Origin of the sequence: Singulisphaera acidiphila DSM 18658 (assembly GCF_000242455.2) — a bacterium.
Classification (GTDB): Bacteria; Planctomycetota; Planctomycetia; order Isosphaerales; family Isosphaeraceae; genus Singulisphaera; species Singulisphaera acidiphila.
The window spans coordinates 732,903-758,373 of record NC_019892.1; the positions used below are offsets into that span (position 1 = coordinate 732,903).

The 25,471-nt window shown below is 62.5% G+C and carries 24 protein-coding genes and 3 pseudogenes; 19 read left to right on the plus strand and 8 right to left on the minus strand.

Going from position 1 to position 25,471, the window contains the following annotated elements:
* The first annotated feature begins 245 nt into the window (after window positions 1-245).
* From ahr to SINAC_RS02860, 5 genes are all read left to right on the plus strand, one after another.
* On the plus strand, window positions 246-1,256 hold the full coding sequence (gene ahr / locus SINAC_RS02840; RefSeq protein ID WP_015244194.1) for an NADPH-dependent aldehyde reductase Ahr: 1,011 nt from the start codon (window positions 246-248) through the stop codon (window positions 1,254-1,256).
* An 11-nt stretch (window positions 1,257-1,267) separates the two neighbouring features.
* Complete coding sequence (locus tag SINAC_RS02845; RefSeq protein ID WP_015244195.1) at window positions 1,268-2,257, plus strand: MBL fold metallo-hydrolase; 990 nt, start codon at window positions 1,268-1,270, stop codon at window positions 2,255-2,257.
* A gap of 53 nt (window positions 2,258-2,310) precedes the next feature.
* On the plus strand, window positions 2,311-3,264 hold the full coding sequence (locus SINAC_RS02850; RefSeq protein WP_015244196.1) for a D-2-hydroxyacid dehydrogenase family protein: 954 nt from the start codon (window positions 2,311-2,313) through the stop codon (window positions 3,262-3,264).
* Window positions 3,261-4,031, plus strand: a complete 771-nt coding sequence (locus tag SINAC_RS02855; protein ID WP_015244197.1) for an SDR family NAD(P)-dependent oxidoreductase — start codon at window positions 3,261-3,263, stop codon at window positions 4,029-4,031. Before SINAC_RS02850 ends, SINAC_RS02855 begins: the two co-directional genes overlap by 4 nt.
* Window positions 4,032-4,107: 76 nt before the next feature.
* On the plus strand, window positions 4,108-4,548 hold the full coding sequence (locus tag SINAC_RS02860; RefSeq protein WP_015244198.1) for a nuclear transport factor 2 family protein: 441 nt from the start codon (window positions 4,108-4,110) through the stop codon (window positions 4,546-4,548).
* Window positions 4,549-4,628: 80 nt separating this feature from the next.
* Here the strand turns inward: SINAC_RS02860 and SINAC_RS02865 are convergent, their stop codons facing one another.
* Window positions 4,629-5,057: a JAB domain-containing protein gene (locus tag SINAC_RS02865; protein WP_081578397.1), complete on the minus strand. Its 429-nt coding sequence runs from the start codon at window positions 5,055-5,057 to the stop codon at window positions 4,629-4,631.
* On the opposite strand from SINAC_RS02865, the gene SINAC_RS40860 reads away from it, so the two are divergent.
* From SINAC_RS40860 to SINAC_RS02880, 5 genes are all read left to right on the plus strand, one after another.
* On the plus strand, window positions 4,995-5,606 hold the full coding sequence (locus SINAC_RS40860) for a transposase (protein WP_063633241.1): 612 nt from the start codon (window positions 4,995-4,997) through the stop codon (window positions 5,604-5,606). The genes SINAC_RS02865 and SINAC_RS40860 overlap by 63 nt on opposite strands.
* A gap of 31 nt (window positions 5,607-5,637) precedes the next feature.
* Window positions 5,638-5,754, plus strand: a complete 117-nt coding sequence (locus SINAC_RS41725) for a hypothetical protein (protein WP_390553809.1) — start codon at window positions 5,638-5,640, stop codon at window positions 5,752-5,754.
* A 146-nt stretch (window positions 5,755-5,900) separates the two neighbouring features.
* Complete coding sequence (locus tag SINAC_RS41730; RefSeq protein WP_390553810.1) at window positions 5,901-5,996, plus strand: hypothetical protein; 96 nt, start codon at window positions 5,901-5,903, stop codon at window positions 5,994-5,996.
* Window positions 5,983-6,156, plus strand: coding sequence for a hypothetical protein (locus SINAC_RS40870; protein WP_202802900.1), 174 nt, complete (start codon window positions 5,983-5,985; stop codon window positions 6,154-6,156). The genes SINAC_RS41730 and SINAC_RS40870 overlap by 14 nt, the downstream gene beginning before the upstream one ends.
* A gap of 286 nt (window positions 6,157-6,442) precedes the next feature.
* On the plus strand, window positions 6,443-7,840 hold the full coding sequence (locus SINAC_RS02880) for an alpha/beta hydrolase family protein (protein WP_157579404.1): 1,398 nt from the start codon (window positions 6,443-6,445) through the stop codon (window positions 7,838-7,840).
* A gap of 130 nt (window positions 7,841-7,970) precedes the next feature.
* On the opposite strand, the gene SINAC_RS02885 is transcribed toward SINAC_RS02880, so the two are convergent.
* A complete protein-coding gene (locus SINAC_RS02885) occupies window positions 7,971-8,513 on the minus strand; it encodes a hypothetical protein (RefSeq protein WP_015244201.1) in 543 nt (180 codons plus the stop codon).
* A gap of 815 nt (window positions 8,514-9,328) precedes the next feature.
* On the opposite strand from SINAC_RS02885, the pseudogene SINAC_RS02890 reads away from it, so the two are divergent.
* The 5 genes and pseudogenes from SINAC_RS02890 to SINAC_RS02910 all read left to right on the plus strand — a co-directional run.
* A pseudogene (locus SINAC_RS02890) lies at window positions 9,329-9,725 on the plus strand (IS5 family transposase); the annotation flags it as partial.
* 76 nt (window positions 9,726-9,801) lie between these two features.
* Window positions 9,802-10,179, plus strand: coding sequence for an IS66 family insertion sequence element accessory protein TnpA (gene tnpA, locus SINAC_RS37840; protein WP_015244204.1), 378 nt, complete (start codon window positions 9,802-9,804; stop codon window positions 10,177-10,179).
* Complete coding sequence (gene tnpB, locus SINAC_RS02900; protein WP_015244205.1) at window positions 10,173-10,559, plus strand: IS66 family insertion sequence element accessory protein TnpB; 387 nt, start codon at window positions 10,173-10,175, stop codon at window positions 10,557-10,559. The genes tnpA and tnpB overlap by 7 nt, the downstream gene beginning before the upstream one ends.
* Before the next feature lie 31 nt (window positions 10,560-10,590).
* Window positions 10,591-12,252: an IS66 family transposase gene (gene tnpC, locus SINAC_RS02905; RefSeq protein ID WP_015244206.1), complete on the plus strand. Its 1,662-nt coding sequence runs from the start codon at window positions 10,591-10,593 to the stop codon at window positions 12,250-12,252.
* A gap of 79 nt (window positions 12,253-12,331) precedes the next feature.
* Window positions 12,332-12,826 (plus strand): annotated as a pseudogene (locus SINAC_RS02910) (IS5 family transposase); the annotation flags it as partial.
* Window positions 12,827-13,391: 565 nt separating this feature from the next.
* Here the strand turns inward: SINAC_RS02910 and SINAC_RS02915 are convergent.
* From SINAC_RS02915 to SINAC_RS02925, 3 genes are all read right to left on the minus strand, one after another.
* Entirely contained in the window at window positions 13,392-13,907 is a 516-nt protein-coding gene (locus tag SINAC_RS02915) for a hypothetical protein (protein WP_015244207.1), read from the minus strand.
* Between the two features lie 152 nt (window positions 13,908-14,059).
* A complete protein-coding gene (locus tag SINAC_RS02920) occupies window positions 14,060-14,296 on the minus strand; it encodes a hypothetical protein (RefSeq protein WP_015244208.1) in 237 nt (78 codons plus the stop codon).
* A 70-nt stretch (window positions 14,297-14,366) separates the two neighbouring features.
* Complete coding sequence (locus tag SINAC_RS02925; protein ID WP_237722420.1) at window positions 14,367-14,921, minus strand: hypothetical protein; 555 nt, start codon at window positions 14,919-14,921, stop codon at window positions 14,367-14,369.
* Between the two features lie 445 nt (window positions 14,922-15,366).
* Between SINAC_RS02925 and SINAC_RS38570 the strand changes: the two are divergent.
* Window positions 15,367-15,892: pseudogene (locus tag SINAC_RS38570) on the plus strand (IS66 family transposase); the annotation flags it as partial.
* 69 nt (window positions 15,893-15,961) lie between these two features.
* Here SINAC_RS38570 and SINAC_RS02930 read toward each other — a convergent pair.
* Together SINAC_RS02930 and SINAC_RS40875 are read right to left on the minus strand one after the other, a co-directional pair.
* Window positions 15,962-17,467: a S8/S53 family peptidase gene (locus tag SINAC_RS02930; RefSeq protein ID WP_020467672.1), complete on the minus strand. Its 1,506-nt coding sequence runs from the start codon at window positions 17,465-17,467 to the stop codon at window positions 15,962-15,964.
* A gap of 66 nt (window positions 17,468-17,533) precedes the next feature.
* On the minus strand, window positions 17,534-18,037 hold the full coding sequence (locus SINAC_RS40875; RefSeq protein ID WP_015244210.1) for a hypothetical protein: 504 nt from the start codon (window positions 18,035-18,037) through the stop codon (window positions 17,534-17,536).
* Between the two features lie 271 nt (window positions 18,038-18,308).
* On the opposite strand from SINAC_RS40875, the gene SINAC_RS02940 reads away from it, so the two are divergent.
* The 3 genes from SINAC_RS02940 to SINAC_RS02950 all read left to right on the plus strand — a co-directional run bounded on the left by SINAC_RS02940 (window position 18,309) and on the right by SINAC_RS02950 (window position 24,358).
* Window positions 18,309-18,872: a DUF421 domain-containing protein gene (locus SINAC_RS02940; protein WP_154673952.1), complete on the plus strand. Its 564-nt coding sequence runs from the start codon at window positions 18,309-18,311 to the stop codon at window positions 18,870-18,872.
* A 129-nt stretch (window positions 18,873-19,001) separates the two neighbouring features.
* The gene (locus SINAC_RS02945) at window positions 19,002-22,985 is read left to right on the plus strand and encodes a HEAT repeat domain-containing protein (protein ID WP_015244212.1); all 3,984 of its coding nucleotides are present in this window, start codon (window positions 19,002-19,004) and stop codon (window positions 22,983-22,985) included.
* Between the two features lie 317 nt (window positions 22,986-23,302).
* Window positions 23,303-24,358 carry an acyltransferase family protein gene (locus SINAC_RS02950; protein ID WP_015244213.1) on the plus strand — a complete coding sequence of 352 codons (1,056 nt, stop codon included), beginning with the start codon at window positions 23,303-23,305 and terminating at the stop codon, window positions 24,356-24,358.
* Between the two features lie 440 nt (window positions 24,359-24,798).
* Here SINAC_RS02950 and SINAC_RS02960 read toward each other — a convergent pair whose 3' ends face one another.
* Window positions 24,799-25,434: a DUF1559 family PulG-like putative transporter gene (locus SINAC_RS02960; protein ID WP_157579405.1), complete on the minus strand. Its 636-nt coding sequence runs from the start codon at window positions 25,432-25,434 to the stop codon at window positions 24,799-24,801.
* Window positions 25,435-25,471 lie beyond the last annotated feature (37 nt).

Below are 25,471 nucleotides of genomic sequence, written 5' to 3' on the forward strand. Positions count from 1 at the left end.
CGTCCGATGCTCGCTGTCGGATTCTGCGTCTCTTAAGACCGTAGGCTCACGAAACGCTCCAGGAAACTCGCGCGGATTGACGCGGGAGCGGAAGCCCATTGACGCGCAATACGGACGTGCGTATTAATCCTATATAGGGCCGTCAAACGTTCGTTGTTCGGGCGGAACGAGCGGCTTCAAAACGTCGACTTTCATCCTCCCGAGGAGAAGGGAGGGAGAATCGTCGTTCCAAAAACGGTGAAAGAATGGGCCAGATAGACGCCTGGGTTGCCACAGCAGCAAAACAAAAACTCGTCCGCCAGCAGATCGACCTCGGTCCGCTCGGAGACGAAGAGGTAGAGGTCCAGGTCGAACACTGCGGACTTTGCCACTCCGACCTCTCTATGCTCGGGAATGACTGGGGTTGGTCTCGGTTCCCGGCAGTGCTCGGGCACGAGGTGGTAGGTACGGTCGTCGCGGTTGGCCGTGCGGCCAAGGGCATTCATATCGGCCAAAAAGTCGGCGTCGGCTGGACAGCCGAAAGCTGCATGCACTGCCGCCGGTGTCTGTCCGGCGAGCATCACATGTGCGCCGAGGCCGTGCCGACTATCGTCGGGCACCGTGGCGGGTTCGCGAGTCGCGTCCGCGCCCACTGGGCCTGGGCTATCCCGCTCCCCGAGACGCTCGACACATCGGAGGCCGGGCCGCTCCTGTGCGGTGGGATTACGGTGTTTGGCCCCCTCGCCTTGTTTGCCCGGCCGGCGAGCCGCGTCGGTGTTGTCGGAATCGGGGGATTGGGACACCTGGCATTGAAGTTCGCTGCAGCCTTCGGATGCGAGGTGACGGCGTTCACGTCGAGTGAAGGAAAATTCCAGGAAGCCCGTGGCTTCGGAGCACACCACGTCGTGTCGAGCCGCGACACGAGCGCGATCAAGAAGCTTGCCGGCACGCTCGACCTCATACTCGTTACCGTCAGCGTGCCGCTCGAATGGGACTCGCTCCTTGGGGCTCTCGCCCCAAACGGGCGGCTGCATCTTGTGGGCGGGTTGCTCGAACCGATCCCTGTCGGCGCGTTTTCGCTCATCGGTGGCCAAAAGAGCCTTTCCGGCTCCCCGGTCGGCTCGCCAGTGGGAATCGCGACCATGCTCGACTTCGCCGCCCGGCATCGCATCAGCCCACAGACCGAGCACTTACCAATGAGCCGCGTCAACGAGGCCGTTGAGCGACTGGAGGCCGGGAAGGCACGGTACCGGATTATCCTCGAGGCCGACTTTTAAAGGAGGGAAGGATGCCGCGGGCCATCGATTCCGGAGAGAGGCTCTGCGATGAGCTGCGAGCCCAAGTGGACCTCCACGTAGGAGATGCCACCGTCACCAAAATCCCTGAGCTGGCGCTTGATGTCACCGAGGCCGAGGTCCACTTTCCTGGCCAGGTCAATGTTTCGACCGCCGTGGAGGAGACGCGCAAGCTTTGGGGTGGATCGGTGGACGGACAGACGGGTCAACTGCGCCAGAGCATTCATGCCTGGCTGGTGCGTACGCCGACGCGGGTGATCCTGGTTGATACCGCGACCGGCAACGGCAAGAACCGCCCAAACCTACCGATCCTGAACCATCTCAACGAACCGTTCCTCGACCGGCTGAAGGCGGCCGGGGTCCGCCCGGAGGAGGTGGATCTGGTGCTGCATACGCATTTGCACGTCGATCATGTAGGCTGGAATACGAGAAAGATCGATGGGCGTTGGGTGCCGACCTTCCCCAATGCCCGATACATCTTCTCGGGTCGCGAACGTGCCTACCTCGCCGCCCTGTCAGCCGCGGACGGGTCCGATGCCGCGATCCGAACAGCGGCAAAGCTAGGTCCGATGCCGCAGCCGCCCCTGCTTGGGATCTACGAGGGGGTCTACGAGGATAGCGTGCTACCCGTGATTGAGGCTGGGTTGGCCCGGGAAATCGTTGTTGACGGCACGGAAGTGGCGGAGGGCGTTTCTTTTCTCCCGAGCCCCGGTCACAGTATTGACCATGCCTGCATCCGGTTTGCCTCGCGCGGCGAACAGGCACTATTCTGGGGCGACGTTATGCACCATCCGCTGCAGTTCGTGAGGCCAGACTGGAACTCGCAGTTCTGCGAGTTCCCGGACGCAGCGCGGGAGTCACGTCGATGGGCAATGAACTACGCAGCCGAAACGAACGCACTGGTCTTCACCACCCATTTCGCCGAGTCGTCCGTCGGTCGCGTCTCCCGCGAAGGCGGCCGGCTCGCTTGGCATTTTGCTTGAAACAGGACTGAGGAAAGATCAGAGGAGACGACAAACAAACAAGAGTATTATTAATGATAAATATTGCAATTCTTGACGACTATCAAAACGTGGCGTTGGAGATGGCCGACTGGTCGCCGCTCGCCGAGCAGGCCGTGATCACCGTCTTCAACGACCATTTATCCAATCTCGACGACCTCGTCGAGCGTCTTCTGCCATTCGATGTCATCTGTCTCATGCGCGAGCGCACACCGCTGCGGCGGTCCCTCATCGAGCGGTTGCCGCGCTTGAAGCTCATCGCATCGACCGGTCCCCGCAACGCGGCCATCGATGTCGAGGCCGCGGCTGAGCGAGGTATCGCGGTTGCGCATACGGGATACGATGCCCGCTCCACCATCGAGATGACCTGGGCTCTCATCCTTGCGAGCGTGCGTCATATCGTATCGGAAAACGCACATGTGCGTGCCGGCGGCTGGCAGCTTACGATGGGTGACAGTCTCCGTGGGAAGACGCTCGGCGTTCTCGGCCTCGGCAACATTGGTTCAGAGGTTGCGCGAATCGGCCTCGCGTTCGGGATGGAAGTGATCGCCTGGAGCCAGAATCTCACGGCAGACAAGGCGCGATCCGCCGGGGCGCGACTGGTCACCAAGGAGGAACTCTTCCAAAGTGCTGACGTGGTGACGATTCATCTCGTCCTGAGCGAAAGGACGAAAGGGTTGGTCGGAGCGGCGGAGTTCCAGGCAATGAAGCCATCGGCGAGGCTCATCAATACCTCGCGCGGGCCGATCGTTGACGAGGTTGCGCTCATCGAGGTCTTGCGTAAGGGCCGCATAGCCGGCGCAGCGCTTGACGTGTTTGATATCGAGCCGCTGCCTGCGGATCACCCTTTCCGGTCGCTCGATAACGTCCTGGCCACACCGCACCTTGGTTTCGCCGCCCGTGAACTCTACACGACGTTCTACGGCGATACGGTGAAGAACATCAAGCAATGGTTGGCTCAACAGGAATCCATGGAGATGCCGTCGTGACCGATCTTGTGAAGAAAACAGCGCTCGTCACCGGAGCCTCGCGCGGTATCGGTCGTGCCACTGCTGAGGCTCTTGCCAAGATGGGGGCACACGTCATTGTCCACTACGGCCACTCGGCAGCGGAGGCGGACGCACTTGTTGCCGATATCCGCGCGGCTGGCGGATCTGCGGACGCGGCGCAGGCAGACTTTTCGGCGCCGGAAGGAGCTGCCGTGCTTGCGAAGCGGGTGCGCGAGATCGCCGGTCAACGGCTGGACGTCCTGGTGTCTAACGCCGGCGTCTCGAAGGCCGCCACGATGGAGGAGCACACGGTCGAAGACTTCGACAAGCTCTTCGCCACGAATGTTCGCAGTCATTTCTTTCTCCTGAAGGAGTTGCTTCCGCTCTTCCGCGAGGGGTCGAGCATCATCGTCGTCTCATCGCTTGCTGCTCGTGCGACGGCCGGCAGTCCTGGGCAACCTGACGCACCGTCACTCCCTGCCTACGCAGCCACGAAAGGGGCGCTGGAAACGTTGGTGAAGCACTGGGCGGCTATGCTCGGGCCGCGCGGCATTCGCGTCAATGCTGTCGCCCCGGGAGTGATCGAGACGGACATGTCCCATTTCACGAAGACCGAGGCGGGCCGCGGTGCCACTCTCGCCATGCAGGCTCTGAAGCGCATCGGGCAACCGTCTGACGTAGCGGACGTGATCGCGTTTCTGGCCTCCGACCGCGCGCGCTGGATCACCGGTGCGAGCATTCCGGTCGACGGTGGGTCAAAACTTTAGGAGGTGACTTCACGTGCCGGTAGGCCAGAAGGCATCGCTCCGGCGTGCGCGCTCAAAACAATGAGGAGGAAATTTTATGAGCCAGACGAGGCAAGGGAGGAATAAGGCACTCGTCCTTGAGGCCTTCGATACGCTATTCAACAAACGGGACTATGTCGCGGCTGAACGCTACTGGTCGCCGCGCTACATTCAGCACAGCGCCCACATCGCCCCAGGCCGTGAAGGCCTTTTCGACCTCATCCGGAGCCTACCGGCGACGCTCAAGTATGAGCCCGGCGTCATCGTTGCCGACGGCGACTTCGTCATCGTCCACGGCCGGTTCTCGGGGTTCGGGGCGCCCGCCAACTGGATAGCCGCGGACATCTTGCGAATACAAGACGGCATTCTCGTGGAGCACTGGGACGTGATTCAGGACGAGGCAACTGAAGAGCAATCAAAGAGCAAGGCTCCAATGTTTGGCTCATCATTTCCTACATGCGTGACGTCGGATAATGTCTCTGAATCACACATGCGGTGATCGCGCCGTCCAATTCAAAAGAGTCGCTACGTCTGAAAGGTCGAGCCAAGGAAGGCGGTTAACCGCCCCCTGGCCCGGCCTTAGGCATCCGGCATCAACCTATGCTCAGCGAAGCTAAACGCGTCGTCCTTCGTAAGGATGATGTGGTCGAGCACCTGGATGTTGAGCAGCGTTCCGGTCTCACGCAGCTTCTTCGTCATGCTCTTGTCGTCGTCGGAGGGCCTCAGTTCACCAGACGGATGATTGTGAGCAAGAATCAGGGCCGAGGCTCCGGCTTGAAGCGCGAGCGAGAAAACAACTCTGGGGTCAACTCTCGCGGAATCAAAACCGCCGCTTGAGACCTTTACCCAGCCAATCGCGTGATGGGCGGTGTTTTGTCCTGCTTCAGACGGAATGGGAAGAACAGCCAACTCGAATAAGCTACAATTTCGAGCGGAGGTTCTCCCATGGCCAGGAAGACTCGCAAGCGGTTCACCGCCCAGGAGAAGGTCGCCATCCTGCGGCTCCATCTCCTCGAACACGTCGCCATCTCGGATCTCTGTGACCGGCACGGCATCCACCCCACCATGTTCTACCGCTGGCAGAAGGAGTTCTTCGAGAACGGCGCCACCGCCTTCGAACCCCGCTCCCGGCGGCCCGCCGATTCCCTGGACGGAGCGTGGGTTCCCCAGGCCACCTGGGATGCGGCGGTCCGCTTCGTCCGGCACTGGGCCGGCCGCACCGGGATCTCGCTGGTGCTCCTGGCCGGATGGCTGGGGATCGCCATGAGCAAATTCAGCCGCTGGGACCGACGGCTGGGGATCCCCAACCGGCACAACGCGCCGATCCCCCGCTCCTCCTGGCTCGAGGACTGGGAGAAGGCTGCCATCGTGGCCTTCCATGATCGCTATCCCTTGGAGGGATACCGGCGGTTGGCCTACATGATGCTGGATGCCGACGTCGTGGCCGTCAGCCCTTCCAGCGTCTACCGCGTCCAAGGCCGCCGGCAAGCTGGCGCCCCGCGGCGGGAAGTCCTCCCGGAAGGGGAAGGGCTTCGAGCAGCCCCTGCGGCCGCATGAGCACTGGCACGTTGATGTCTCTTACCTCAGCATCTGCGGGACGTTCTTCTACCTCTGTAGCCTCCTCGACGGCTACAGCCGGTATCTCGTCCACTGGGAGATTCGCGAGGGCATGACCGAGCGGGACGTCGAGACGATTGTGCAGTGAGCCCGGGAGCGCTTCCCGGGGGCGCGGCCACGGATCATCTCGGATAATGGCCGCAGTTCGTCTCCTGGGAGTTCAAGCAGTTCATCCGCCTCTGCGGGATGACCCATGTGCGGACGTCGCCGTACTACCCGCAGAGTAACGGCAAGATGGAGCGGTGGTTCAAGACCGCGAAAGGGGAGTGCATCCGAGTCAAGACGTCGTTGAGCCTGGAAGATGCTCGCCGAGTTCGTGGAGTACGATAACACGGTCCGCTTGCACAGCGCGATCGGTTACGTCACGCCCGCGGACAAGCTGGCGGGTCGGGAGGAGGAGGTCTGGGCCGAGCGGAAGAGGAAACTGGCCGAGGCCGAGGTGCGGCGCCGGGCCGCGCGGGCCCCGGCGACCGTGGCGCCACGGCAGTGAATTGCCCGAGGGCCGTGGCCGTGAGTAGACTGGAGGGGCCTGGGCGGAGGATAGGGCGATGCGGGGACGCGACCCGAGCGCCGACCCGGGGGCCAAGCCCGGGGTGGGCGGCACGATGCCGCCCCTCGGCATCCCGGGATCGGCCCGAATGCGATAAATATATCTACGGTTCCTTGAACTGCTGGCTAGGTGGAATCGGGAAACAAGAGATCCTATGAGGACAGCATATTTATGCATGTTTATGGTGATGTTCCTGGCAGTCTGCTCCCTATTTCCCGGGGCTGCCATGGCTGGACCCGCCCCACGGGAGGAAGAAGTCTACTTTGCCAACGGCGAGGTCCGGCTCGCCGGGACGCTGCTGCTGCCCCATGTCGACAAGCCCGTCCCCGCCGTCGTTTTCGTCCACGGGGCAGCTTACCATGACCGTAAAGACAACTGGGAAGAGGCCGAGTACTTTGCGCGGCGCGGGATTGCCGCCCTTGTGTACGATAAGCGCGGCTGTGGCGCCTCCAGCGGCGACTGGGCGACGGCCAGCCAATTCGAACTGGCAGAGGACGCTCTGGCCGCAGTCCTCCTGCTCAAAAAACGCCCGGAAATCGATGCGCGCCACATCGGCCTGTGGGGAATGAGTCAGGGCGCGAGTATCATCCCCCTGGCGGCCGTTCGCTCCCAGGATGTTGCCTTCCTAATTCCCGTCTCCGGCTGTCTGTCCTTCGACCGGCAGATGCACTACTACCGGGCCAACCTGTTCCGCCAGCGCGGCCTGCCGGACCGTCTCCTGGATATCGCTAACAAGGCCAGTCTGCTTTCCAACGACTTCGCCCGACGAGTGAGGAACGGTCTGCCGGTCCCCACCGCGTGGCGGTTGCGCTGCGCTTTCGACACGGACCTCGACTCCAGCAGCGAATGGGCCAAGGTCCGGCAGCCCGTCCTCGCCGTCTACGGGGCGCTCGATCGCGCGGTCCCCGTGGCGCAGAGCGCAGCCGGCCTGCGCCAGGCGCTGCTGCTCGGGGGCAACCAAGAATGGACGATCGTCATTTACCCGGGGGCAGGACACAGCCTCGGAACGACGGACACGGGCGAACTATACGAACCTTGGCGTGGATACGTGCCCGGCTTCCTCGACGGCGTGACTGACTGGGTGCTCCGGCGCGCGGCAGGCGGCAGGTCTTCCGGCGACGGCTTGAAGGGGACTGCACAGGAGCCCGTTCTTCCTTACACGGCGGCGCACTACGAGAGGCTAGCGTGGTACGGCAACAGCCTGGTGCAGCTACCGATGGTTCTCGGGTTCTGTCTGGTGTTCGCAGCGGGGTGTCTGAGCTGGCCAGCGGGCTTCCTGTTCCGCCGGTTTCGGTCGGCGAGAAACCCCAGACGACCTCAGATCGTGAGCGGACTGGCGCAGGCTCTATGCGCGATAAATCTAGTTCTCCTCGCCGGGCTAGTCGTCCTCGTCCAGGCGGTCAGTGACCAGATTCGGCCCTCTTGTCCGCCGGCACTGCGCCTCCTGCCCTCGGCTGGTGGGCTGTCGGCACTGCTCAGCGTTCTTCTTGTGGCATTCACCGCACGGGCCTGGCGTAGCGGCGTCTGGATGCGGGGAATGTGGTGGTGGTCATTTATCGCGCTAGCAGCGGCGTGCTTCCTTCCCTTCCTCTTCTATTGGGATCTCCTCGGCACGCCGTTTTGAGCGGTGTGTTCGTCTTGCAAACCACGTCGCTCGTCGGTGGTGGGTCAAATTGTCCTGCGCCGCTTGACGCTTGGTGCCACCCCCGCCTTTCGGCGGTTCGGCGGGCGTGGCGTGCTCGTGAACGAGGGGATTACTCGACGACGGAAATCGCCCTGGTGCCCGCCACGACAAGCTGGGGATGGCCGACGATCTTGTCGTGTTTCGCGTCCTCCCTGAGTTTTCGCAGGTCGGTCTTCGCGGTGACGCGGTACAACCGGAGTTCGACCTGATAGAGCCCCGGGTCGAGCATCAAGTCCTCCCTAAAGGTAGGATTGTTGGGCACATTAGGCTCGACAGCGAAAATTTGGTGGTCGTACTGATTTTGAAGTACCACTTCGTTGGTTGCTTTGCTTTTCACAAGCAGAGACCATAAGTACCGGCTGGACGGACGCTTGTCATAGAGAACTGCGGAGCCTTTCACGGTCACGTGATTCTTGTTCGCTTGTACTTCAACGGATTGAAGTTGCGATTGCGCATCAACCGTGAATGGTGTAAATGTAAGTCCCGATTTGCTTGCGTTCTTGCTAGTAACCACACGCGCCTTGGACTGTCGAAGCAGTGAAGATGTGAAAAGCGAGGTAGAAACTCCCAGAATCACCAACACCGCAACCTTGTACCACACAGAAAGTCTCATCGTCACACTCTCCTTAGTTCGGATCGTGAACACTTGGACAAAAAACGCTCAATCAGCGAGACACGATGATTATCGAAATTCACAGACATTTGCACTAAATGCGAACAACTAAATTTAAGAGTGGGGTGGAGTGAAAAATGTAGTTGATCCCATTAGATCGGCACTATCATTGTTTTCGGGGCAGCCATCGGCGGGCTTCTGTTGTGCATACTGAGCCATTGTGTACCAGGATGACGGATTGAGTCCGCTGAGCCCGTTCGTCAGATGTACCGTACGGCCATTGCATGTCGGCGAATGATACGAACCGGTGGGCCCGAACGTGACTATCGTGAACGGTCCATCATCATCGGGGCTGGAAAACGTCTGAGTGGATACACAGATATCACAAGCACTGACGACGTCTGTATTCGGGGTGCATTGCCATGATACGTCAGAATAAAGTTGCACCGTCCAAGAACTCGAGGCCGGAATCCAGGTCCGGTCGGCAGTCGGGTCAAAAATCGAGGCGAGGTTTGTCGCTTGACATTGCGCGAGGCAGATAATCGGCCACAAAAAATAAACGGGGGTCAAGGCTAGAGCGAATAACTTTCGGAGTTGCAGACTACGCATTTCCTCTCTCCTCTCACTGGATGTTACCGACTCATGGTTCGATCGGACATGGAACACGCAAAATAATTCTTCTCAGAATGTGTTGCATCTGCTGTTGCATGACCACGCGGTAACCTTATAGTTGTTAGGCGGCATTAGGCTCTGTTTGACAAACCGTCTGGAGGCGTCGAACGTAGAAATAGGGTGATCGAGCAGGAGGTCCCCCTATGCATCGCTACGAACTCACTGATCAACAATGGGCTCGGATTGAGCCGCACTTGCCGCACCGGACCCATCACGGCAACCTGGGGCATCCGTTCAACGACCACCGCCCCATCCTCAACGGCATCCTTTGGATCCTTCATACCGGCGCCCCTTGGAGAGATCTCCCCGAGCGCTACGGACCCTGGGAGACTGTGTACTACCGGTTCAACCGCTGGCGTCGGGACGGTACATGGATTCGGATCGTCTCCTCGCTCTTGGATGAACTGGACGATCGAGGCCAGATCGACCATGACTTGTGGTGCATCGACGGCTCCGTGATCCGGGCCAGTCGGGCGGCCGCCGGGGCGAAAAAAAAAGGCAAGCCAATTGTGCAGGCTTGGAGGGCGTCAAGAGAGTAAGCGTTCGAAATAGCCAGTCTTGTGCCGCCTGATAGCCTGGAAGACGGACCATTTTGTTCGTCCTCCGGAGTCAGACGATGCCACGTGCCGCCAATCCTGCCCTCCCAGTCCTCTGGCGTCGGCGACTGCAACAGCAGTCCGACAGCGGTCTCACCATCGGCCAGTTCTGCCAAGGCCAAGGGATCTCAACCGCGTCTTTCCACGCCTGGAAGCGACGCCTCGCCTCGGATTCGCCTTGCCCTGTCCCCGCTCCGGCTCGCGAACCGGCATTCGTGCCGGTCATCCTCGCCGCCGCCCCCGAGTCGCGAGCCGGCGATTCCCCTGAATTCCTCACCATCCGACTCCCCGACGGCGGACGAATCCTCCTGCCCATCGCCGCGGGCGGTGAACTCGTCTGCCGGGTCGTCGAGACCGTCGCCCGCGTCGCGGCGAGGATGGAGCACGCCTCATGTTGAGCGTCCCACACACCGTGCGGATCCTCCTTCACGCCGACTCCGTTGACCTCAGAAAAAGCTTTGACGGGCTCTCGGGAATCGTCAGCCAAGCCTTCCCTCAGGAGGAACTCCTCTCCGGCCATCTCTTCCTCTTCCTGAATCGCCGACGTGATCGCATCAAGATCCTCTACTGGAATGTCGATGGCCTGGCGATCTGGTACTATCGCCTCGAAGCCGGCTCGTTCCAGGTCCCCCTCCGGCCCTCCTCCGACGCCCCGATCGAACTCCGGTCCGCCCAACTCGCCATGCTCCTGGGCGGCATCGACCTGGGGAACGCCCAGCAACGAAAACGATACCGGAGGACTGAGAAAAACAGGGAAAATCCCGGGAAAACCACTTGAAATCAGAGGTAAGTATGCGATAATCCAATTAATGATTAATCCTCTCGGTCGAAATGCCCAATCCGGCCCCGCGTCGCCGCCAGTCTCCGGCGATGCGGCCCCTCCCGGCGACGCGAGGCAGCAACGGATCCAGGACCTGCTCGCCGCACTCGATCAAGCCACCAGGGCCAATGAGGAGTTGACGCAAGAGAACGACCGCCTGCGCCAGGAGTTGGAGCGGTACCGCCGCTATGTCTACGGGCGACGCAGCGAACGATGCGACGATCCTGGACAAGGTCATCTCTTCGCGTTCGGCGAGGACCTCGAGGTGGCTCCCGAGGCCGAACCGGAGGCCCCGATGCCGGCCGCTCCGAGGAAGTCCCGGCCATCGCGGACGCTGGATTTCAGCCGCCTGCCCCACGTCCGCATCGAACATGACGTGCCCGAGGCGGACAAGACTTGCTCATGCTGCGGCCGGTCCAAGGCACGCATCGGCGAAGACGAGCGGCGTGAGCTCGAATTCATCCCGGCTCGCCTGGAGGTTCGGGTCCACGTCCTCCCCAAGTACGCGTGCTCGCACTGCCACGACGGAGTGAAAAGCCCCGACGGACCGGAGCGACCGCTCCCGGGGTGCATCGCGGGAGCGGGCCTGCTTTCGCAATTGCTGATTTCCAAGTTTATCGATCACTTGACCCTGTACCGCTTCGAGGGCATCGCGGTTCGCTACGGTTTGCACCTGCCGCGTGCGACGCTGTGCGATTGGGTCCGCAAGGCCGCCGAGTTGATGGGGCCGCTCTACGACCTCCAAAAGCAACTCGTGCTCCAATCTCCGGTGATCTGGACCGATGACACCCCCGTCAAGGCGCTGGGCGGCGAGGCTCCCGGGAGCCTGACGACACGGTTCTGGCTCTATCATGGGGACGAGGATCATTCCTACGACGTGTACGACCATACGGCGAGTCGCAAACGCGACGGGCCGGCGACGTTCCTGGCCGGCTTCGTGGGTTATCTCCAGGCTGACGCATATGCTGGATATGACGGGCTCTATCTCGGGTCGCCTTCGGCGATCCACGAAGTCGCTTGTTGGGCGCACGCCCGCCGCAAGTTCTACGATGCGCGGTCGTCGTCGCCGGGGAACGCGGGTTTGATCCTGGAAGCGATCCGCCGGTTATACGACGTGGAGGATCGCGTCCGAGGGTTGTCCGTTGAGGCGAGACAGGCCCTGCGTGCGCAAGAAGCGGTGCCGATCCTGGAACGGCTTCGAGGGGACCTCGATCGGCTTGCGGACCAGTCGCTGCCGAAATCGGCGTTGGGCCAGGCTCTGACCTATGCGCGGAATCAGTGGAAGGCGTTGTGCCGCTACACCGAGGACGGCCGGCTGACGATCGACAACAACGTGGCGGAGCGTCGCCTCCGCGACCAAGCCATCGGCCGGAAGAATTGGTTGTTCCTGGGGAATGTGGATGCGGGACCGCGAGCGGCGGTGTTGAGCACGATCATGGCAGGAGCGAAGCGTCATCGCCTGGAGCCGTGGGCCTACGTCAAGGACGTACTGATGACGCTGAGCGTGGCCCCGGAACGAGTCGAGGACCTCTTGCCCGATCGGTGGGCTCGGAACCATCCGGGACACGTACTGACGCATCGCCTGGAGGAATCACGTGAACGGGCACGGCGTCGCGACGCAAAACGAGCGGATCGTCGCAAGCGGAAGTGATCCAAGGGCGGTCCGATGCGCGGAGTGACGGGAGTGCCAATCGCGGTCCCCCCCCCTCTGGGAATCTCGAGCGCTTACTCAAGAGACGCAAATGGAGGAACCGCCGGACCATGCGTTGGGGCGTTCGCGAGGCGGGTTCGGCACCAAGATCCACCTCGTGTGTGATAGCCATGGGAGCGTGGTCGGTATCCACGTCACGGCCGGACAGAGGCACGACAGCGTGGCTTTCGAGCCGACGATGGCCCGACGCCTGTTCCGTCGCCGTCGGGGCCAGCGTCGCTGGCCGCGGCGGCTGGCAGGCGACAAGGGGTATAGCTATCGGCGGATCCGGCGCTGGTGCCGGAGGCGACGAGTCGAGGCGGTGATCCCGACGCGCAAGGACCAGCCTCGGGATGAGAAGTTCGACAAGGCCACATACAAGCGGCGGAATATCATCGAGCGGGTGGTGGGCTGGTTCAAGGAGTACCGCCGGTTAGGCACCCGCTACGAGAAATTGGCGGTTAACTACGTCGCCATGTGGTTGGTCGCAATCATGGAGAAAGCCCTGTTTCGCCTTTTGCCAAACACAGCCTAGTCAAGAAAGAAGCCATATTATGAGCATGGCGTGAATTTGGGATGAAATTGGCGAATACCGAGGCAGTACTATGGAGGATCAGGATAAGGAACCGGCGGCGGGTATGTTGGTTGGTAGACCATCTGCCATGGGGGGGGGACAAGATGGTCAGCAGGTCGACCGCCGGCTTCCGTTTGCCGAGGTAGTGCCAGGAAATTGATCACTCGTTTGACATGTGGGCCACCCGAGACAGGGCTGCGCGTCTCCCGGGCACGACGTTCGGCGCCGGGGAGTGACGTCATGATCAACTTCCAATACCAGACGTGTCAGCATTAGCTCAACGTCAATGAGAAGCTCGCCGGCCAACGTTTCCGGTGCCCCCGCTGCCAGGCACGCGGCAGAATCCCGCTGGCTGGGGACTATGCGCTGATCGACGGCGACGAATCGGAATCTGAACCGGATCCCAAGCCGGCGGTGAGTTCGTCGCCGCCCGCCATTGGCTGCCCGCCGGGCTCGATCCACCCCCTGAATGGCAGACAGTGACCTGTTGTCCAGAGATTACGCGTCACCGGCAGAGTCGAGATTGTTAGGAGCCGGCCATCAGCCAACCGTAATCGAGATCGGGAGACCGATTCGCCAACAGCTCCCCATATACCCAGTCGATGGTCTCCTCGATCGTCCCCAGGAAGCGGATCCGCCCGCTCTCGACGCTCATCCATCCCCCCCGACCATCCTCGGTATAGATGAGCTTGTCGCCGCCCGCAGCAGAGCCGAAGACATACGTCGCTTCCGGGTCAAGTCCTGCCCGGCACCCATGGTACATCTCGTGGAAGGAGGTCAGCGGGTCATGGCCCGCGCGCCCGTACAGACCACCCGCGCAGCCGAAGGGCATCCAACTGACCGAATCGACCAGCCGGTAATACTTCGCCAGCGCGGGGGGCAAGTTGCCCGATGTGAGACGGGCCGGAGGGATGATCTCGGCACTCGCGACGGCGTCGGACCACCAGCAGAAGGCCGCCGCGTTCCAGTCTCCTCGGAAGCTGTGGTGGAGTCCGAGGGCCCAGGCCCCGTCATCGACGAGGGCGCGAAGCCAGGCGGACATCTTCGGGAACGGGCACCTGCTGGCGACATCGAGAAAGTAGGCGGGGGGGCTTTGAAGACTTCTACGAGAGCCGGCGTGATGAGGCCACGATGAGACTCGGGGACCTCGTTCAACTCGTCTCCAGCGAAGACGAATGTGGACAAGCCCCGGTCTCATTCTCCTCGGTCAGCATGCCCCAGCTCCCTCTCGCCAGCCAACCCAGCGTTAATTCTGATCTCTAACTGGTCGCGCAAGTTCGCCAGTTCGTCCATGTAGGCCGTGTGCGCGAACGGCTTGCCCAACCGGGCCTCGTAATCGCCGAGTTGACCCTGCTTGACCGCGATGTCCGCCTTCAGGTGCTCGCAATCTCGCCCGTAGCTGCCCGCCAGCCTCTCCAGAGCGTTCAGCACGGCACGCGGGCCGCCGAGCCTCCGGCGACCGCGAAGGATTCCCTTGCCGGGGACTCCCCGAGCTGATGACTCAACGAGAGTTCTCGCGGTACCTCCGCTCAGCGTCCTCAAGGTCCAGCCGCTTCTCCGCCAACAACGCGAACCGGCGGGTGAGATCCTTCTTTTGTTCGGCAATGAACGCCGCTTCCTCCTTCGCCATCTCTTCCACTGCTTTGCGGTTCTCCAGTGCCGCAGCCTGGGCAGCCTTCCTTTTCTCTTGCTCCGCAGCTTTCGCTATCTCGGTTGCTTTTTTCCGGTCCTGCTCCGGAGCTAAACCGGGCTGCTCCACTTGCGATTCGTTGATCGTGACCTGGAGGTCGCCCACAGCTCCCATGAGCTGTCCGGCCATCTTCATCGATCTGCTCATCTTCCGCTCCTCCAGCACGATGTCGCGCGCAAGTTCGTAATCGAACCGGAGCATCTCGGATTCGGTTCGGAGCTCGACGATCTCGGCGCGGAGCTTATCCCGTTCTGTCCGCGCTGGGGCTACGCGCTGGGGCTGAGGCGGCTGGGCCCCCAGGAACGTTGCCCCTGTCCCGAGGAGGGCCACTCCAGAAAACCACGCCGCGAGGTGTCGCAACTTCATCTGAGACTCCTTCCGAGGTTCAGGGTCATCGGCATCTAGCGTCGATTTGGACAGAGTCGTGGCGGGCGGAGACATGGGGACATGCTGGATCGCATGATAACTCGAACGTCCCCGTTTGTCCCCCCCGAAGATCGAGCGCAATGCCGAGACATCCGCGAGCAGGCCCGGCGTCATCGAAGCCCGTCCCGAGCTGACGACTCCCCCTGCCATGGACCGGCGATCTAGACGCGGCGAGTTTCCCACTGAGGTGTTTGGGCCAGGCGCAACGCGGGCTCGAAAGTCCGTCGCGCCCGTCGGGCCGGATCACCACGCCGCGCGAGGTTCCGACCGACGTTTCCCACAGTGGCCGGGGTCCCGAGGTCGGTCGCCAAGGGGGACGTGGTCCGCCGGACGCACACGGACTACGCCCCCGACGCCCTGGCCGAGCATTACGAGCTGATGAGATTACATGATCGACCGGCGGCGTGGCAGTCCGGCGTTGAAACGGTTCTTCAAGAAAGAATTTGCCGGCGTGTTGGTGACTGACTTCTGGGGCGCCTACAACGCGGTCGTCTGCACGCGGAAACAGAAGTGCCTGCCCCACCTGCTGCGTGACCTGAAGCGGACCCAACATTACCACAAACCCGGGGGCGACTGGCCGGCGTTCTCCAAGCAACTGAAGCGGCTGATCCGCGACTCGATCCGCCTGAGCAAGCGTCGGAAGGAACTGCCGGCGAAGTCGTTCGCCTCGCGGCGGCAGCGGTTGGACGTGCGATTGCGCGAACTGCTGGCGCAGTCGTGGGAACAACGCCACGCCCGTCGACTGGTGAAGCGACTGCGGCGGCATGCCTCCGAATTGTTCACGTTCCTGGACCATGCCGAAGTCCCGTTCGACAACAATCACGGTGAGCGTCAAATCCGCCCGGCTGTGATTGCGCGGAAGAATAGCTACGCCAACGGCAGCGAGGACGGGGCGGAAACTCAGGCCTGCCGACAACGCGCCTGTCCTCAGGCACGGCCGCTTCGTCAAGGATGCCACCTTCAGCCCAGATGGTACGCTCCTAGCGTCCGCCTTGTACCAACTCCGCGAGCTTGGCTCGGGACGGGGTCTGCCAGTAGTGGAATCCGGGCGTGGGCGAGTTCGCCGGGCGGGGGGGCCGGCCCTGGAGGGCGGAGGAGGGAACGGCCGGTCCTTGCTGGGCGATCCGGAGCAGGTGGCTCGGGCGGAGCGTGGGGGCGGCGGCTTTGAGCACGGTGACGACGCCAGCGACGTAGGCGGCGGCATTCGATGAGCCGGCCGAGACTTCGCCATCGGTGAAGAAGGCACGCGAGTCGGCCAGGATGACGTCCGGCTTGACCCGACGGTCGGCGGTCGGGCCGATCGAGGAGGACGCGTCGGAATCGCCGACGGTGAGGACGAGGGGATTGTCGGCCGGTGGATAGAGCTCGCCTTCGCCGGTGGCGTCGAGGAACTCGAGTGCCTCGCGTGGGGTGTCGCCGCCCGGGGGGATGTAGGACTCGCGGCTCGCGGTCACCAGGACGCGGAGGCGATCGGTCGGGAGGAACCGACCTTGTTTCGCCCGGATCCGGATCCGGTAGCAGTAGTCGGGGTCGGAGAGAACCTCGGGGCTGGCGGGAAGGGCGGCCAGAACCACGCGCTCACGCGGGTTGCGGCTCTCGTCCGGGCCGGGAACGTGAGATCCGGAGACTTGCCGCTTCTCCCCTGCCCCGACGGGTCGGCCGGCCGGGTCTTCGACGTAGAGGTCGAGGTCCTTGTCGGTCCCCGCGTCCTCCTCCTCGCGGTAGTCGTTCCAGGTGAGGGTCACGCTGACCCTGTTCTCATCGACGCGGTTGCGGAACCTCAACGCGGCCACGTCCGACCCGTCGCGAAGCCGGAGATAGCCGTCTTTGAGCACGCGCACCGGCCCGTTGTAGACCTTGCGCCCGGAGTTGCCTGCGGCGTTGATCCAGAGGATGCCCGCGGCGGTCGCCTCGGCGACGACCCGGTTGATCGGCCCGCGGCCGTCGCCGTTGCCGCCTCCTTCAAACGAGCCGCTGAACAGGATCAGATCCACCTTGTGCTCGATCGCGAACCGGACCGCCCGCCGCAACATGGTGGGCCCACTGGCGTTGAGGAGGTAGAACTTGGGCCCGCTGGGATGCGAGCCGGTGACTGACCAGAGGATCTGGGCCATGACCCGGCCGTGCCGGTTCATGGGGTCGAAGGGGGTGCGGAAGTCCGGGTCGCCCAGGCCGAAGCGACGGACGAAGTCCGGGTCGTAATGCTCAACGACCTCGGCGCTGGCCGGGAGATAGGGACGCCCTTGGCCGAGGCCGGCGAAGCCGTAATCCAGCACGGCCACCTTCACGGACTCGAGACCGGCGATCCCTGCGTACTCCGCCGTCAGCCCCAGCCGCTTTCGGACGGCCTGGACGTCGGCCATCCGCGCCACAATGGGTCGATTGCCTGGGGACGAGCCCCCTGCGTCGAGCCGGTCGGATTGCGCTCGCCCCGACCGGCCGAACGCGACGAGAAGGAGCAGGCAGGCGATCGCTCTCCATTGCATCGAGAATCTCCGGCGCGGGGGCCAGGCCGTCGATTTGATTTCGCAATCGCCCTGCGATCGAAATCCTTACCAGCACCCCATGCCGTAGCCGAATCCGCCGTAGCTCAGGTAAGGGGTCGAATAGTAAGTGACAGGCAGATAGCTGTAGCCAAAACCACCATAGCCGAGCCCGTACCCGCCGTAGCCCAGGCCGTATCCGAGCCCGTATCCTCCGAAGCCAAAGCCTCGGTTCCAACCCCCGTATCCGAAACCTCGATTCCAACCTCCGAAGCCAAAGCCCCGGTTCCAGCCGCCAAAGCCGAAGCCTCGGTTCCAACCTCCGAAGCCAAAGCCGCGTCCAAAGCCGCCGAAATGTCTCCAGGCTTGGATAGCCCGCTCGGAGTCGAGTTCGCTCCCTTTGCTGACCATGTCCGGCTTGTCGACGTGATGAGGAACCAACGCCCCGCTTGCGAGCGTGACGGCCGGGGATTGGATCGGCGTCTTTGCCCCATACTCGGCGTCTAACTCGCCCGCCCAGAGGGGCGAACCCGCGAGCACGAACATTGCCAGGTAGCCGATTGAGCGAATCATGATGTCCTCCTGAATGGCGAGCGTGATCCCCTTATGCATGCTCTCGCTGCCCGTCGCATTGATATTCTATCTCTTGTCCCCGTTCATGGGTATCGTTCCGACGGTGAATTTGCGGGGGAACGGCGAACTCGACGGCCAACGGCCCGACGTGTACCCTCAATCCGGCATCGACGCAGCCGGGCGGTGGCCACCTTTCGCGTCTTCACCCTTTGGATCGGGATGCTTTTGTATGTCATTTCACTGGCTCTGGTCGCAAGATCTCTGGCGCAACATGTGGTGGTTGACGGATATTTCCCTGGCCGAGAAAATGCTTCGGCCCGTCTTCGTCTATGTCTTCCTGGTCGTCGGCCTCCGGGTCTTCGGCAAGCGTGAGCTGGCGCAGCTCAACCCGTTCGACTTCGTCGTCTTGATCTCGCTCTCCAACACGGTGCAGAACGCCATCATCGGCAATGACAACTCGGTGGCCGGCGGCCTGCTCGGTGCCCTGGCGCTACTCTTGGTCAACTACATGGTCGTCCGCTTCCTCTTCGGGCATCGCCGGCTCGATCAGATCATCCAAGGGGAACCGACCGTCCTCATCGAGAACGGAAAGCTGGTGCGCGACGCGCTCGCCAGGGAACTCGTGACCGAGTCCGAGCTGATGACGATCCTCCACCGCCAGAGTTTCACCAGCCTGGACGAGGTCGATCGGTGCGTGCTCGAACCCGGCGGCTCGTTCTCCGTCGAGGGCAAGAACCCGAGGCAGGCTGACTTCCACCACAAGGAACTCATCACAAGGCTCGACCAGTTGAGCCGGCAGATCGACGATCTCAAAGACCAGGTGCGCCAGTTCTGATCCGTCCGATCCCCCCTGGCCACCTTTTTGAACGCGAAACACCGAACACAGACCACGCGATTGAGTCGGGGAGGAAATCCGAGTATTCTATAGAATCGGGTCGTAAGTTCTCCGAAGGAGCTGTCTACGATGCTTGTGAATCTCGCCTGCTGGGTCGCGGTAGTCTTGGGGGCCGATCCAGGGCGGCTGCCCAACCTCGAGGCCAACGTGCAAGCGGGCCGGCCGGCCTCGGTCGAGATCCCCGCAGCGCCGGTCGCTCGGACGCTCTCGGTCGCGATCGCGCTGACGCAGCCGGGCCGTTTGAGCCCCGCCTCGCCGATTGCGGTGAAGGTGGCCCTCGGCGAGAGCACTCTGAATAAGACGCTCCATCTGGGCGATCCTGATGTCGTCTGGACGATCCTCCAGCCCAGGCAGACCCCTGCCCTGGTCACGATCGAGGCTTCCGAGGCGGTCAAGACGCCGGTCCCCTTTGTGGTTCGGGTCGCCGACCTGGGCGAGTCGGCCGAGGACGGGGCGAGCTTTGAGGCTGAGCCCAACGACCGGCCTGAGCAGGCCAACCCGTTGGTCCTCGGCCAGACGGTCCACGGCCTGGCCGACGATCGCCCCTATTTCCCGCTCGGCGAGCAGCCGACCGAGGCTGAGAATGCCATCGGCCCGGACTGGTTCACCTTCACGTTCTCGTCCGACACCCCCCAACTCGCCTTCTTCGCCCTCGACTTCATCGATCGGGACGTCCCCCCCGACGTGCGGATCTACCGGCTCAAGGAGGGGAAACCGGTTGAGTACACGACGGGGATCGACCCGCAGAGCCTCCAGCGCGAGAAGCCACCGCGTCCCGGGGCGAACAAGTTCACCACCCGGCTGCTGACCCGGGGAACGTATTACGTGATGGTCGACGCCTGCCAGCCCGACTACCGGCTTCGGACCAAGCTGTTCGACGTCCCCCCTTATCTCGACGAGAAGGACGCTGGCGATCCTGAGAAAGTCGCCGAGTCGGCCCGCAAAGCGGTGCAGACCGCCCTCGACTTCCAACTCCTGGCGGGCGATAGCTGGCACGCCAACACCCCGCGCAAGGGGCACCCGATGGATCGGGTCGCCAACGCTCACCACGAGACGTCGACCTGCATCGCTTGCCACCCGACCCACTTCACGACGCAGGCGGCGATGGGAGCGGTGCGGTCCGGATACAAGATCGAACAGCCGTTTGCGCTCCGGTTTCTGCTCGATCGGCTCTCGAATAACCCGGTTCCGTTCCATGGTCATCCCGAGGCGCTCTGGGCACGCATGATCCCCGCCCCCGCGAACGTGCTGGGACGGCTCTCAACGATCGTGATGGATTCGGAAAACCTGATCGCCGGCCCCCCGCGCGACAATACGCACAAGGGGATCGCCGAGTTCCTCAAGCTCTACTACGACGACCGCAAGGAGCTTCCCCCCGACGAGTCGAACGGGAACAACCCGGTGAGCCGCTACAAGGTTGCCACCGATAGCTGGCGGCAGCTCGACGAGATCTATCGCCGCACCGGTGACGCTCGCTATGCCAAGACCCGTGACCTCGTCGCGACCTTTCTCCCGACGGGCGAGCCGGCGAACACGCGCGACCTCGCCGCCCAGACGATCGGCCTCTGCCTGGTCGATCCCGTGAAGTTCGCCGACAAGATCAAGGTGAACGTCGACCGGCTCCTCGCCCTTCAGCGCGACAACGGTCACTGGTCGGTGAAGTTCGACCCCAAGTACGCGATCACCGAGATGCAGACCGGCGAGAGCCTGTACGCCCTCTCGCTGGCCGGTTTGCCCGTCGATCACCCGGCCGTCCGCAAGGGGGTCGTCGCGCTCCTGCTCCGGCAGAAGAACTTTGGCGGCTGGCTCGACATCAGCCCTTATGAGCAGTTTCAGACCCCGTTCCGCGAGACCCAGTGGGCCCTGCTCTCGCTCTCGAGGATTTATCCAAGGGACGGCACCAACAAGGGATGGAATGGCCCCCTCGGTCCTCAGCCCGAGACGCTTCGCGTCGACTCGGCTTCACGCGTGCTTCGCGACCTCGAATGCATCTGGGAACCTCCTACCTCTGCGGTTCGCGAGGCCTTGTTCGCTCTGCTTGGCGATGACCGCCCCTTGGTCCGGCTCGCGGCTTGTGAGACCCTGGGGCGGGTTGGCGATGAGTCGGCCCTCGCGGGGCTGGTCGGTCGCCTCGGCGACGAGAGCAAAGCGGTGCAACGAGCCTCGGCCGAGGCCCTCCGCGCGATCGGCAACCGCCTGAACGCGAACCAAAAGCCGGGTGAGACCGCCGCGCAGACCCGGTTCGTTTCCGTCTTGAAAGAGGCGCTCGGGGCCTCCGACGATCGGACCCGACGTGGGGCCACTCGCGTCTTCGCGGCCCACTTCCGCGACCTTTCTCAGGAGCTTTCGCTGGCCGATGCGTTGCTCGAGCGGCTCGACGACTCCGACCCGGTGGTCCAGTTGCAGGCGATCAAGGGGGCCTGGCGCTGGTGGTACTGGCGTGCCGACTCGGCCTTGCGCAACCGGATCGAGGATCAACTCATCGCCCGACTCAGCGAGCCGAAGCATCCGTGGGTGCGCCGTAATCTGATCGAAGCTCTCTACATTATTGGTGATGAGAATATCCGTTACCTTTACACCAACTGGGTCCCCTCGCTGGCGACCGAGGAGCGGCGCGACGCCGCCACCGAGGCGCAGCACGCGACGTCCAACCGCCTGGGGGACAAGTACGTTGCGGTGCTCGAGCACGGCAATGCCCTCCAGCGCGAGGGGGTTCTCCGCGCGATCTCCGAGTTCCACGAGCGCCCTGTGCTCGGCGGTCGGATCGGCAACGACCTGGAGCCGTTGCTCGTCTACGGCGACGCCCAGGCCCGGGTCTCGGCGGCCCTTATCGGCCAGATGGCCGATCCGGATCCCACGATCCGACGCCTGGCGCTCCAGGCCCTGGTGGCGCTTCGGGACGACCGCAACCCGGCCCTGGCCCTGGCCGTGACGGCCCGGCAAGGGGACGTCGATACCGCAGTCCGTGAGTGGGCCGGCACGATGGCCGAGAAGTTCCCGCTCAAGGTCAAGCCGGGCCAGGCCGATGCGCAACTGATTGAATTGCTTGATGATCTTTTGGAGAATCAGACTCCTCAGGCGCAAGCCGCCGCGCTGGCCATTCTGAGCCGGCTCGGCCCCGTGGCTGGGGCGGATCGGTCGGCGGCCGTCGTGGACCGTCTGGACGACAAAGCCCCCACCGTTCGCGCGGCCGCCCTCAAGGCCCTGCCGGCGTTCCCCAAACGACTTGCGGACCGCTCCGTCCGTAGCCAGGTGGCCGATGCCTTGGCCGACCCCGACGTCGACGCGCGGGTGGCGGCGATCCGGCTCGTGCTCGACTCCAAGGTCAAGGCGGCCGACTCCGCCTTGCGCAAGGCCCTGGAAGATCCGGCGCCCGAGCATCGGGTCGGCCTGCTCAACTCGGTCGCGCCCAAGACTGCGGAGGTCTCCGACCTCCGCCTCATTGGAGTGATCAGCAACGGCGTGGTCGACGAGAACAGCGGGGTCCGTGAGAAGGCGCTCCAGGTGATTCAGACGCACCCGAAGCTGGTGGCCAACCCGGCGATCGAAGAGAGCCTGCGCGAGCTGACGGGCACCGACAACCAGCGTCAGAAGGAGATCGCCTCGGCGCTCCTGAAGTCGGGCGGCCGATCGAGCGGCGCGGGGGCCTCGGCCGACTTGCTCGACCTGGCCTACTTCGAGGCCAAGGTCCTGCCGATCTTCACCGCAACGGGTGAGGATGGGCAGAGTTGCATGGGCTGTCATCGCTCGCACACCATCCTCAAAATGGTCGCGCCCGGCAAGGACGGCAAGTGGTCGCCCCAGGCGGTGCGTGCCAATTTCCGGGCCGCGCTTCGGGTCGTCAACCTCCCGAACCCGGCCGATAGCCTCTTGCTCGCCAAGCCGACCTGGGAGGCCGCCGAGGAGGCCGAGGCCCAGAACGACCCGACCAAGCAGGCCCATTCCGGCGGTGTCCGGTTCGAGGCGAAGACCTCGCCCGAATACCAGACGCTGCTCGACTGGATCAACGGAGCCCGGCTCAAGCCGGAGGGCGTCCCGGCGGCCTTGCGCTGAGCTGTTGGTCGCGGTTCTCTTGTCAGTTGCCACAGCCAAACCTATGCTGCTGGGTGCCACGGGGTCCGAGTGCGGAACCGCATGGCACCCGGCAGATTGTTGAGAATTGCAAATATAAGTGCATTTTGTGCATGGTGCGAAATTTCCGGAACGAGACCGCTGAACTCCGTCGGATCCACTCCACTTGTGATCGCGAGGCTTGATCTCGAGTCCCCCAGATGTAGGGGAAGGAGGGTGGCAGGACCTTGCCCTTGGCGATATCCTTTTTTCAAGGCTGCCAGCGATCTTGTTCCCTCGATTGAAGAAGGCGTCGTCCCATGTCTCACAGGCCGCAGCTCGATGGCCTTCGGTTCTTCGCCTTTCTTGCCGTCTTCATCTATCATGTCAAGGAGCAGTACCTGCCTTGGGGCTGGGCCGGCGTTCAGTTCTTCTTTGCCCTCTCCGGATTTTTGATCACACGCATTCTGGTCCGGGGTGAGACGGGCGTCATTGGGGCGGACCTGAAGCGGTTTTACCTTCGGCGGACGCTCCGGATCTTTCCCCTCTACTATGCCCTGGTCGCATGGGTCGCCCTGACCCAGCATCTGGATCATAAAATTTGGCATGTACTTTATCTGGTGAACGTCAGGGGCTATTTCGACCGTAGCTTGGACTTACTGCTGGGCCATTTCTGGACGCTCTGTGTGGAAGAGCAATTCTATTTGCTCTACCCGCTGCTACTTTTGTTCACACCGGCACGCCATCGATTTGCCCTCTTGTTTATTTTGATCGCGGGTTCCAAGGCCTTCCAGGCTTACGCGCATGCGCGGATGTTCATGCCGCATGCCAGGATTTTGTTGCCCTATTGCGGCGAGGATCTGCTGTGGGGCTGTGTTGCGGGATTGATCGATCTTCGTACTCAGCCAGGGAGGCACCAGGGGAAGTTGTGCATCCTTGCGGGGGCTGCGTTCCTGGTCCTTGCCTGGAACCTGCACCAGACCACCCGGCCGCCTGGTCCTCATGAACTTTGGTCGGTGTCGCTGTTCGGGAGCGGCTCGGCCCTTGTTGTCTTCGGCGCCTGGCGTAGCACCGATCGTTGGATCATCGGGCCACTTTCCTGGGCTCCGCTCGCCTACCTCGGGCGGATCAGCTACGGGCTGTATGCCTTTCACTACCCGATCCTGCTTGGCCACTGGGTGAACGAGATCCCTTACGGCTTCCTCATCCCTCGTCCCTACGGCGAGCTGGCGTTGACCATCGGCCTGGCGGCGGCGTCCTGGCGGTTCTTCGAAGGGCCGATCAACCGTCTCAAAGACCGGGTTGCCCCTTTGCCTTCGAACAATCTGGAGACGGCCTTTGGCCGTCACCCGGTGGCGTGCGGCGAGGGGGCTTGAGCCCAGGGGCGATTGCGCTAGAATGGGTAATCTGCGACACTTGATCCCTGGCGGCCCGTAATCTCCCCAACGCAGGATCCGGCGAGCGTGCTGCCGATGTTGCTCGGGATTGACCTCTCGTGGCCAATGACCTCTCCGCTTCCATCGAAACTCACTTTGCGAGCCTGACCGATCGGGTCCGCTGGAAGGGTTTGAAGCAGATCGGTGTGGCGATCAGTGAGACGATTCGTAATGGCAAGCCGTGTGACGATGTCTGCTACTATATTTTGATCTTGAACAAGTGCTGTTTAGGACATGATTTGTGGTGCAATCGCCCTGGGGAGATTACGGGTCGCCATGGATCAAATGTTGCAGATTACCCATTGTGGCGCAATCGCCCTGCCACTCAAACGACCAAATCACGCTCAACGAAATTCAGCGAATCAGAATTTGATCGATAGTCATGGAAATGATTTCGGCCCTTCGATAGCTCCGCCGTCGATTGTGATCATCGCCCTCAAAGCGTCCCGTGTCAGATCCTGGGCGAGCCGCTTTTTCTTCCCGTCCACGAAAACGACCCCGGGGCCGCCAGGATCGTTGCTGGAAATACTTGGCCGTGACGTGTCGTTGAGCATGAAGCTCATGCGGTTCATATCCAGGTCACGGGGTTCCATCCAGTTGATTCCGGAGTTCACCATTTCGGCAATCAGTATGGTCTGATCGGAAGGGTCGCAAACATCAGTCATTGCAGCCGGCCTATTGTCGGGAAACGCTGTCCCCGGCCCAACCACTACCACATAGCTAGTTGACGTCGTGGGTGTGCTTCGGATGTCGTGGTCGTTCGGACAGGCGTAGAAGGAAGGCATTTTATCCGCGAGCTTGCGATTGTTCGGCCCGTCCCACGGCTCGTTGAAGTTGTATGCGTTGTAGAGTGAGGTATCGGTGAATTCCAGCAACAAGACACGCCAACTGTGCATTGGCTTGCCGTTCCGGTCGGCGACATAGGCCGGCGGAAAGTGCCCGTATCGGTTGTGATAATCAAACAACATAACTGATATATAAGAAAAATTTACAAAACAATTACTGCTTCGTGCCATCCTCCTCGACTCGTTTGTCATCCCCAAAAACCACGCG

Bases quoted from the DNA above. Each gene is read 5' to 3' on its own strand.
- SINAC_RS02945 (WP_015244212.1), top strand. From the start codon at position 19,002: ATGCTTGTGAATCTCGCCTGCTGGGTCGCGGTAGTCTTGGGGGCCGAT.
- SINAC_RS02845 (WP_015244195.1), top strand. From the start codon at position 1,268: ATGCCGCGGGCCATCGATTCCGGAGAGAGGCTCTGCGATGAGCTGCGA.
- tnpA (WP_015244204.1), top strand. From the start codon at position 9,802: ATGCCACGTGCCGCCAATCCTGCCCTCCCAGTCCTCTGGCGTCGGCGA.
- SINAC_RS02880 (WP_157579404.1), top strand. From the start codon at position 6,443: ATGGCTGGACCCGCCCCACGGGAGGAAGAAGTCTACTTTGCCAACGGC.
- SINAC_RS02950 (WP_015244213.1), top strand. From the start codon at position 23,303: ATGTCTCACAGGCCGCAGCTCGATGGCCTTCGGTTCTTCGCCTTTCTT.
- tnpC (WP_015244206.1), top strand. From the start codon at position 10,591: ATGATTAATCCTCTCGGTCGAAATGCCCAATCCGGCCCCGCGTCGCCG.
- SINAC_RS02915 (WP_015244207.1), bottom strand. From the start codon at position 13,907: ATGTCCGCCTGGCTTCGCGCCCTCGTCGATGACGGGGCCTGGGCCCTC.
- SINAC_RS02865 (WP_081578397.1), bottom strand. From the start codon at position 5,057: ATGGAGCCGCAGGATGGCGACCTTCTCCTGGGCGGTGAACCGCTTGCG.
- SINAC_RS02925 (WP_237722420.1), bottom strand. From the start codon at position 14,921: ATGAAGTTGCGACACCTCGCGGCGTGGTTTTCTGGAGTGGCCCTCCTC.
- SINAC_RS02940 (WP_154673952.1), top strand. From the start codon at position 18,309: ATGTGGTGGTTGACGGATATTTCCCTGGCCGAGAAAATGCTTCGGCCC.
- SINAC_RS02885 (WP_015244201.1), bottom strand. From the start codon at position 8,513: ATGAGACTTTCTGTGTGGTACAAGGTTGCGGTGTTGGTGATTCTGGGA.
- ahr (WP_015244194.1), top strand. From the start codon at position 246: ATGGGCCAGATAGACGCCTGGGTTGCCACAGCAGCAAAACAAAAACTC.
- SINAC_RS40875 (WP_015244210.1), bottom strand. From the start codon at position 18,037: ATGATTCGCTCAATCGGCTACCTGGCAATGTTCGTGCTCGCGGGTTCG.
- SINAC_RS02850 (WP_015244196.1), top strand. From the start codon at position 2,311: ATGATAAATATTGCAATTCTTGACGACTATCAAAACGTGGCGTTGGAG.
- SINAC_RS02930 (WP_020467672.1), bottom strand. From the start codon at position 17,467: ATGCAATGGAGAGCGATCGCCTGCCTGCTCCTTCTCGTCGCGTTCGGC.
- SINAC_RS02960 (WP_157579405.1), bottom strand. From the start codon at position 25,434: ATGGCACGAAGCAGTAATTGTTTTGTAAATTTTTCTTATATATCAGTT.
- SINAC_RS40860 (WP_063633241.1), top strand. From the start codon at position 4,995: ATGGCCAGGAAGACTCGCAAGCGGTTCACCGCCCAGGAGAAGGTCGCC.
- SINAC_RS02860 (WP_015244198.1), top strand. From the start codon at position 4,108: ATGAGCCAGACGAGGCAAGGGAGGAATAAGGCACTCGTCCTTGAGGCC.
- SINAC_RS41730 (WP_390553810.1), top strand. From the start codon at position 5,901: ATGGAGCGGTGGTTCAAGACCGCGAAAGGGGAGTGCATCCGAGTCAAG.
- tnpB (WP_015244205.1), top strand. From the start codon at position 10,173: ATGTTGAGCGTCCCACACACCGTGCGGATCCTCCTTCACGCCGACTCC.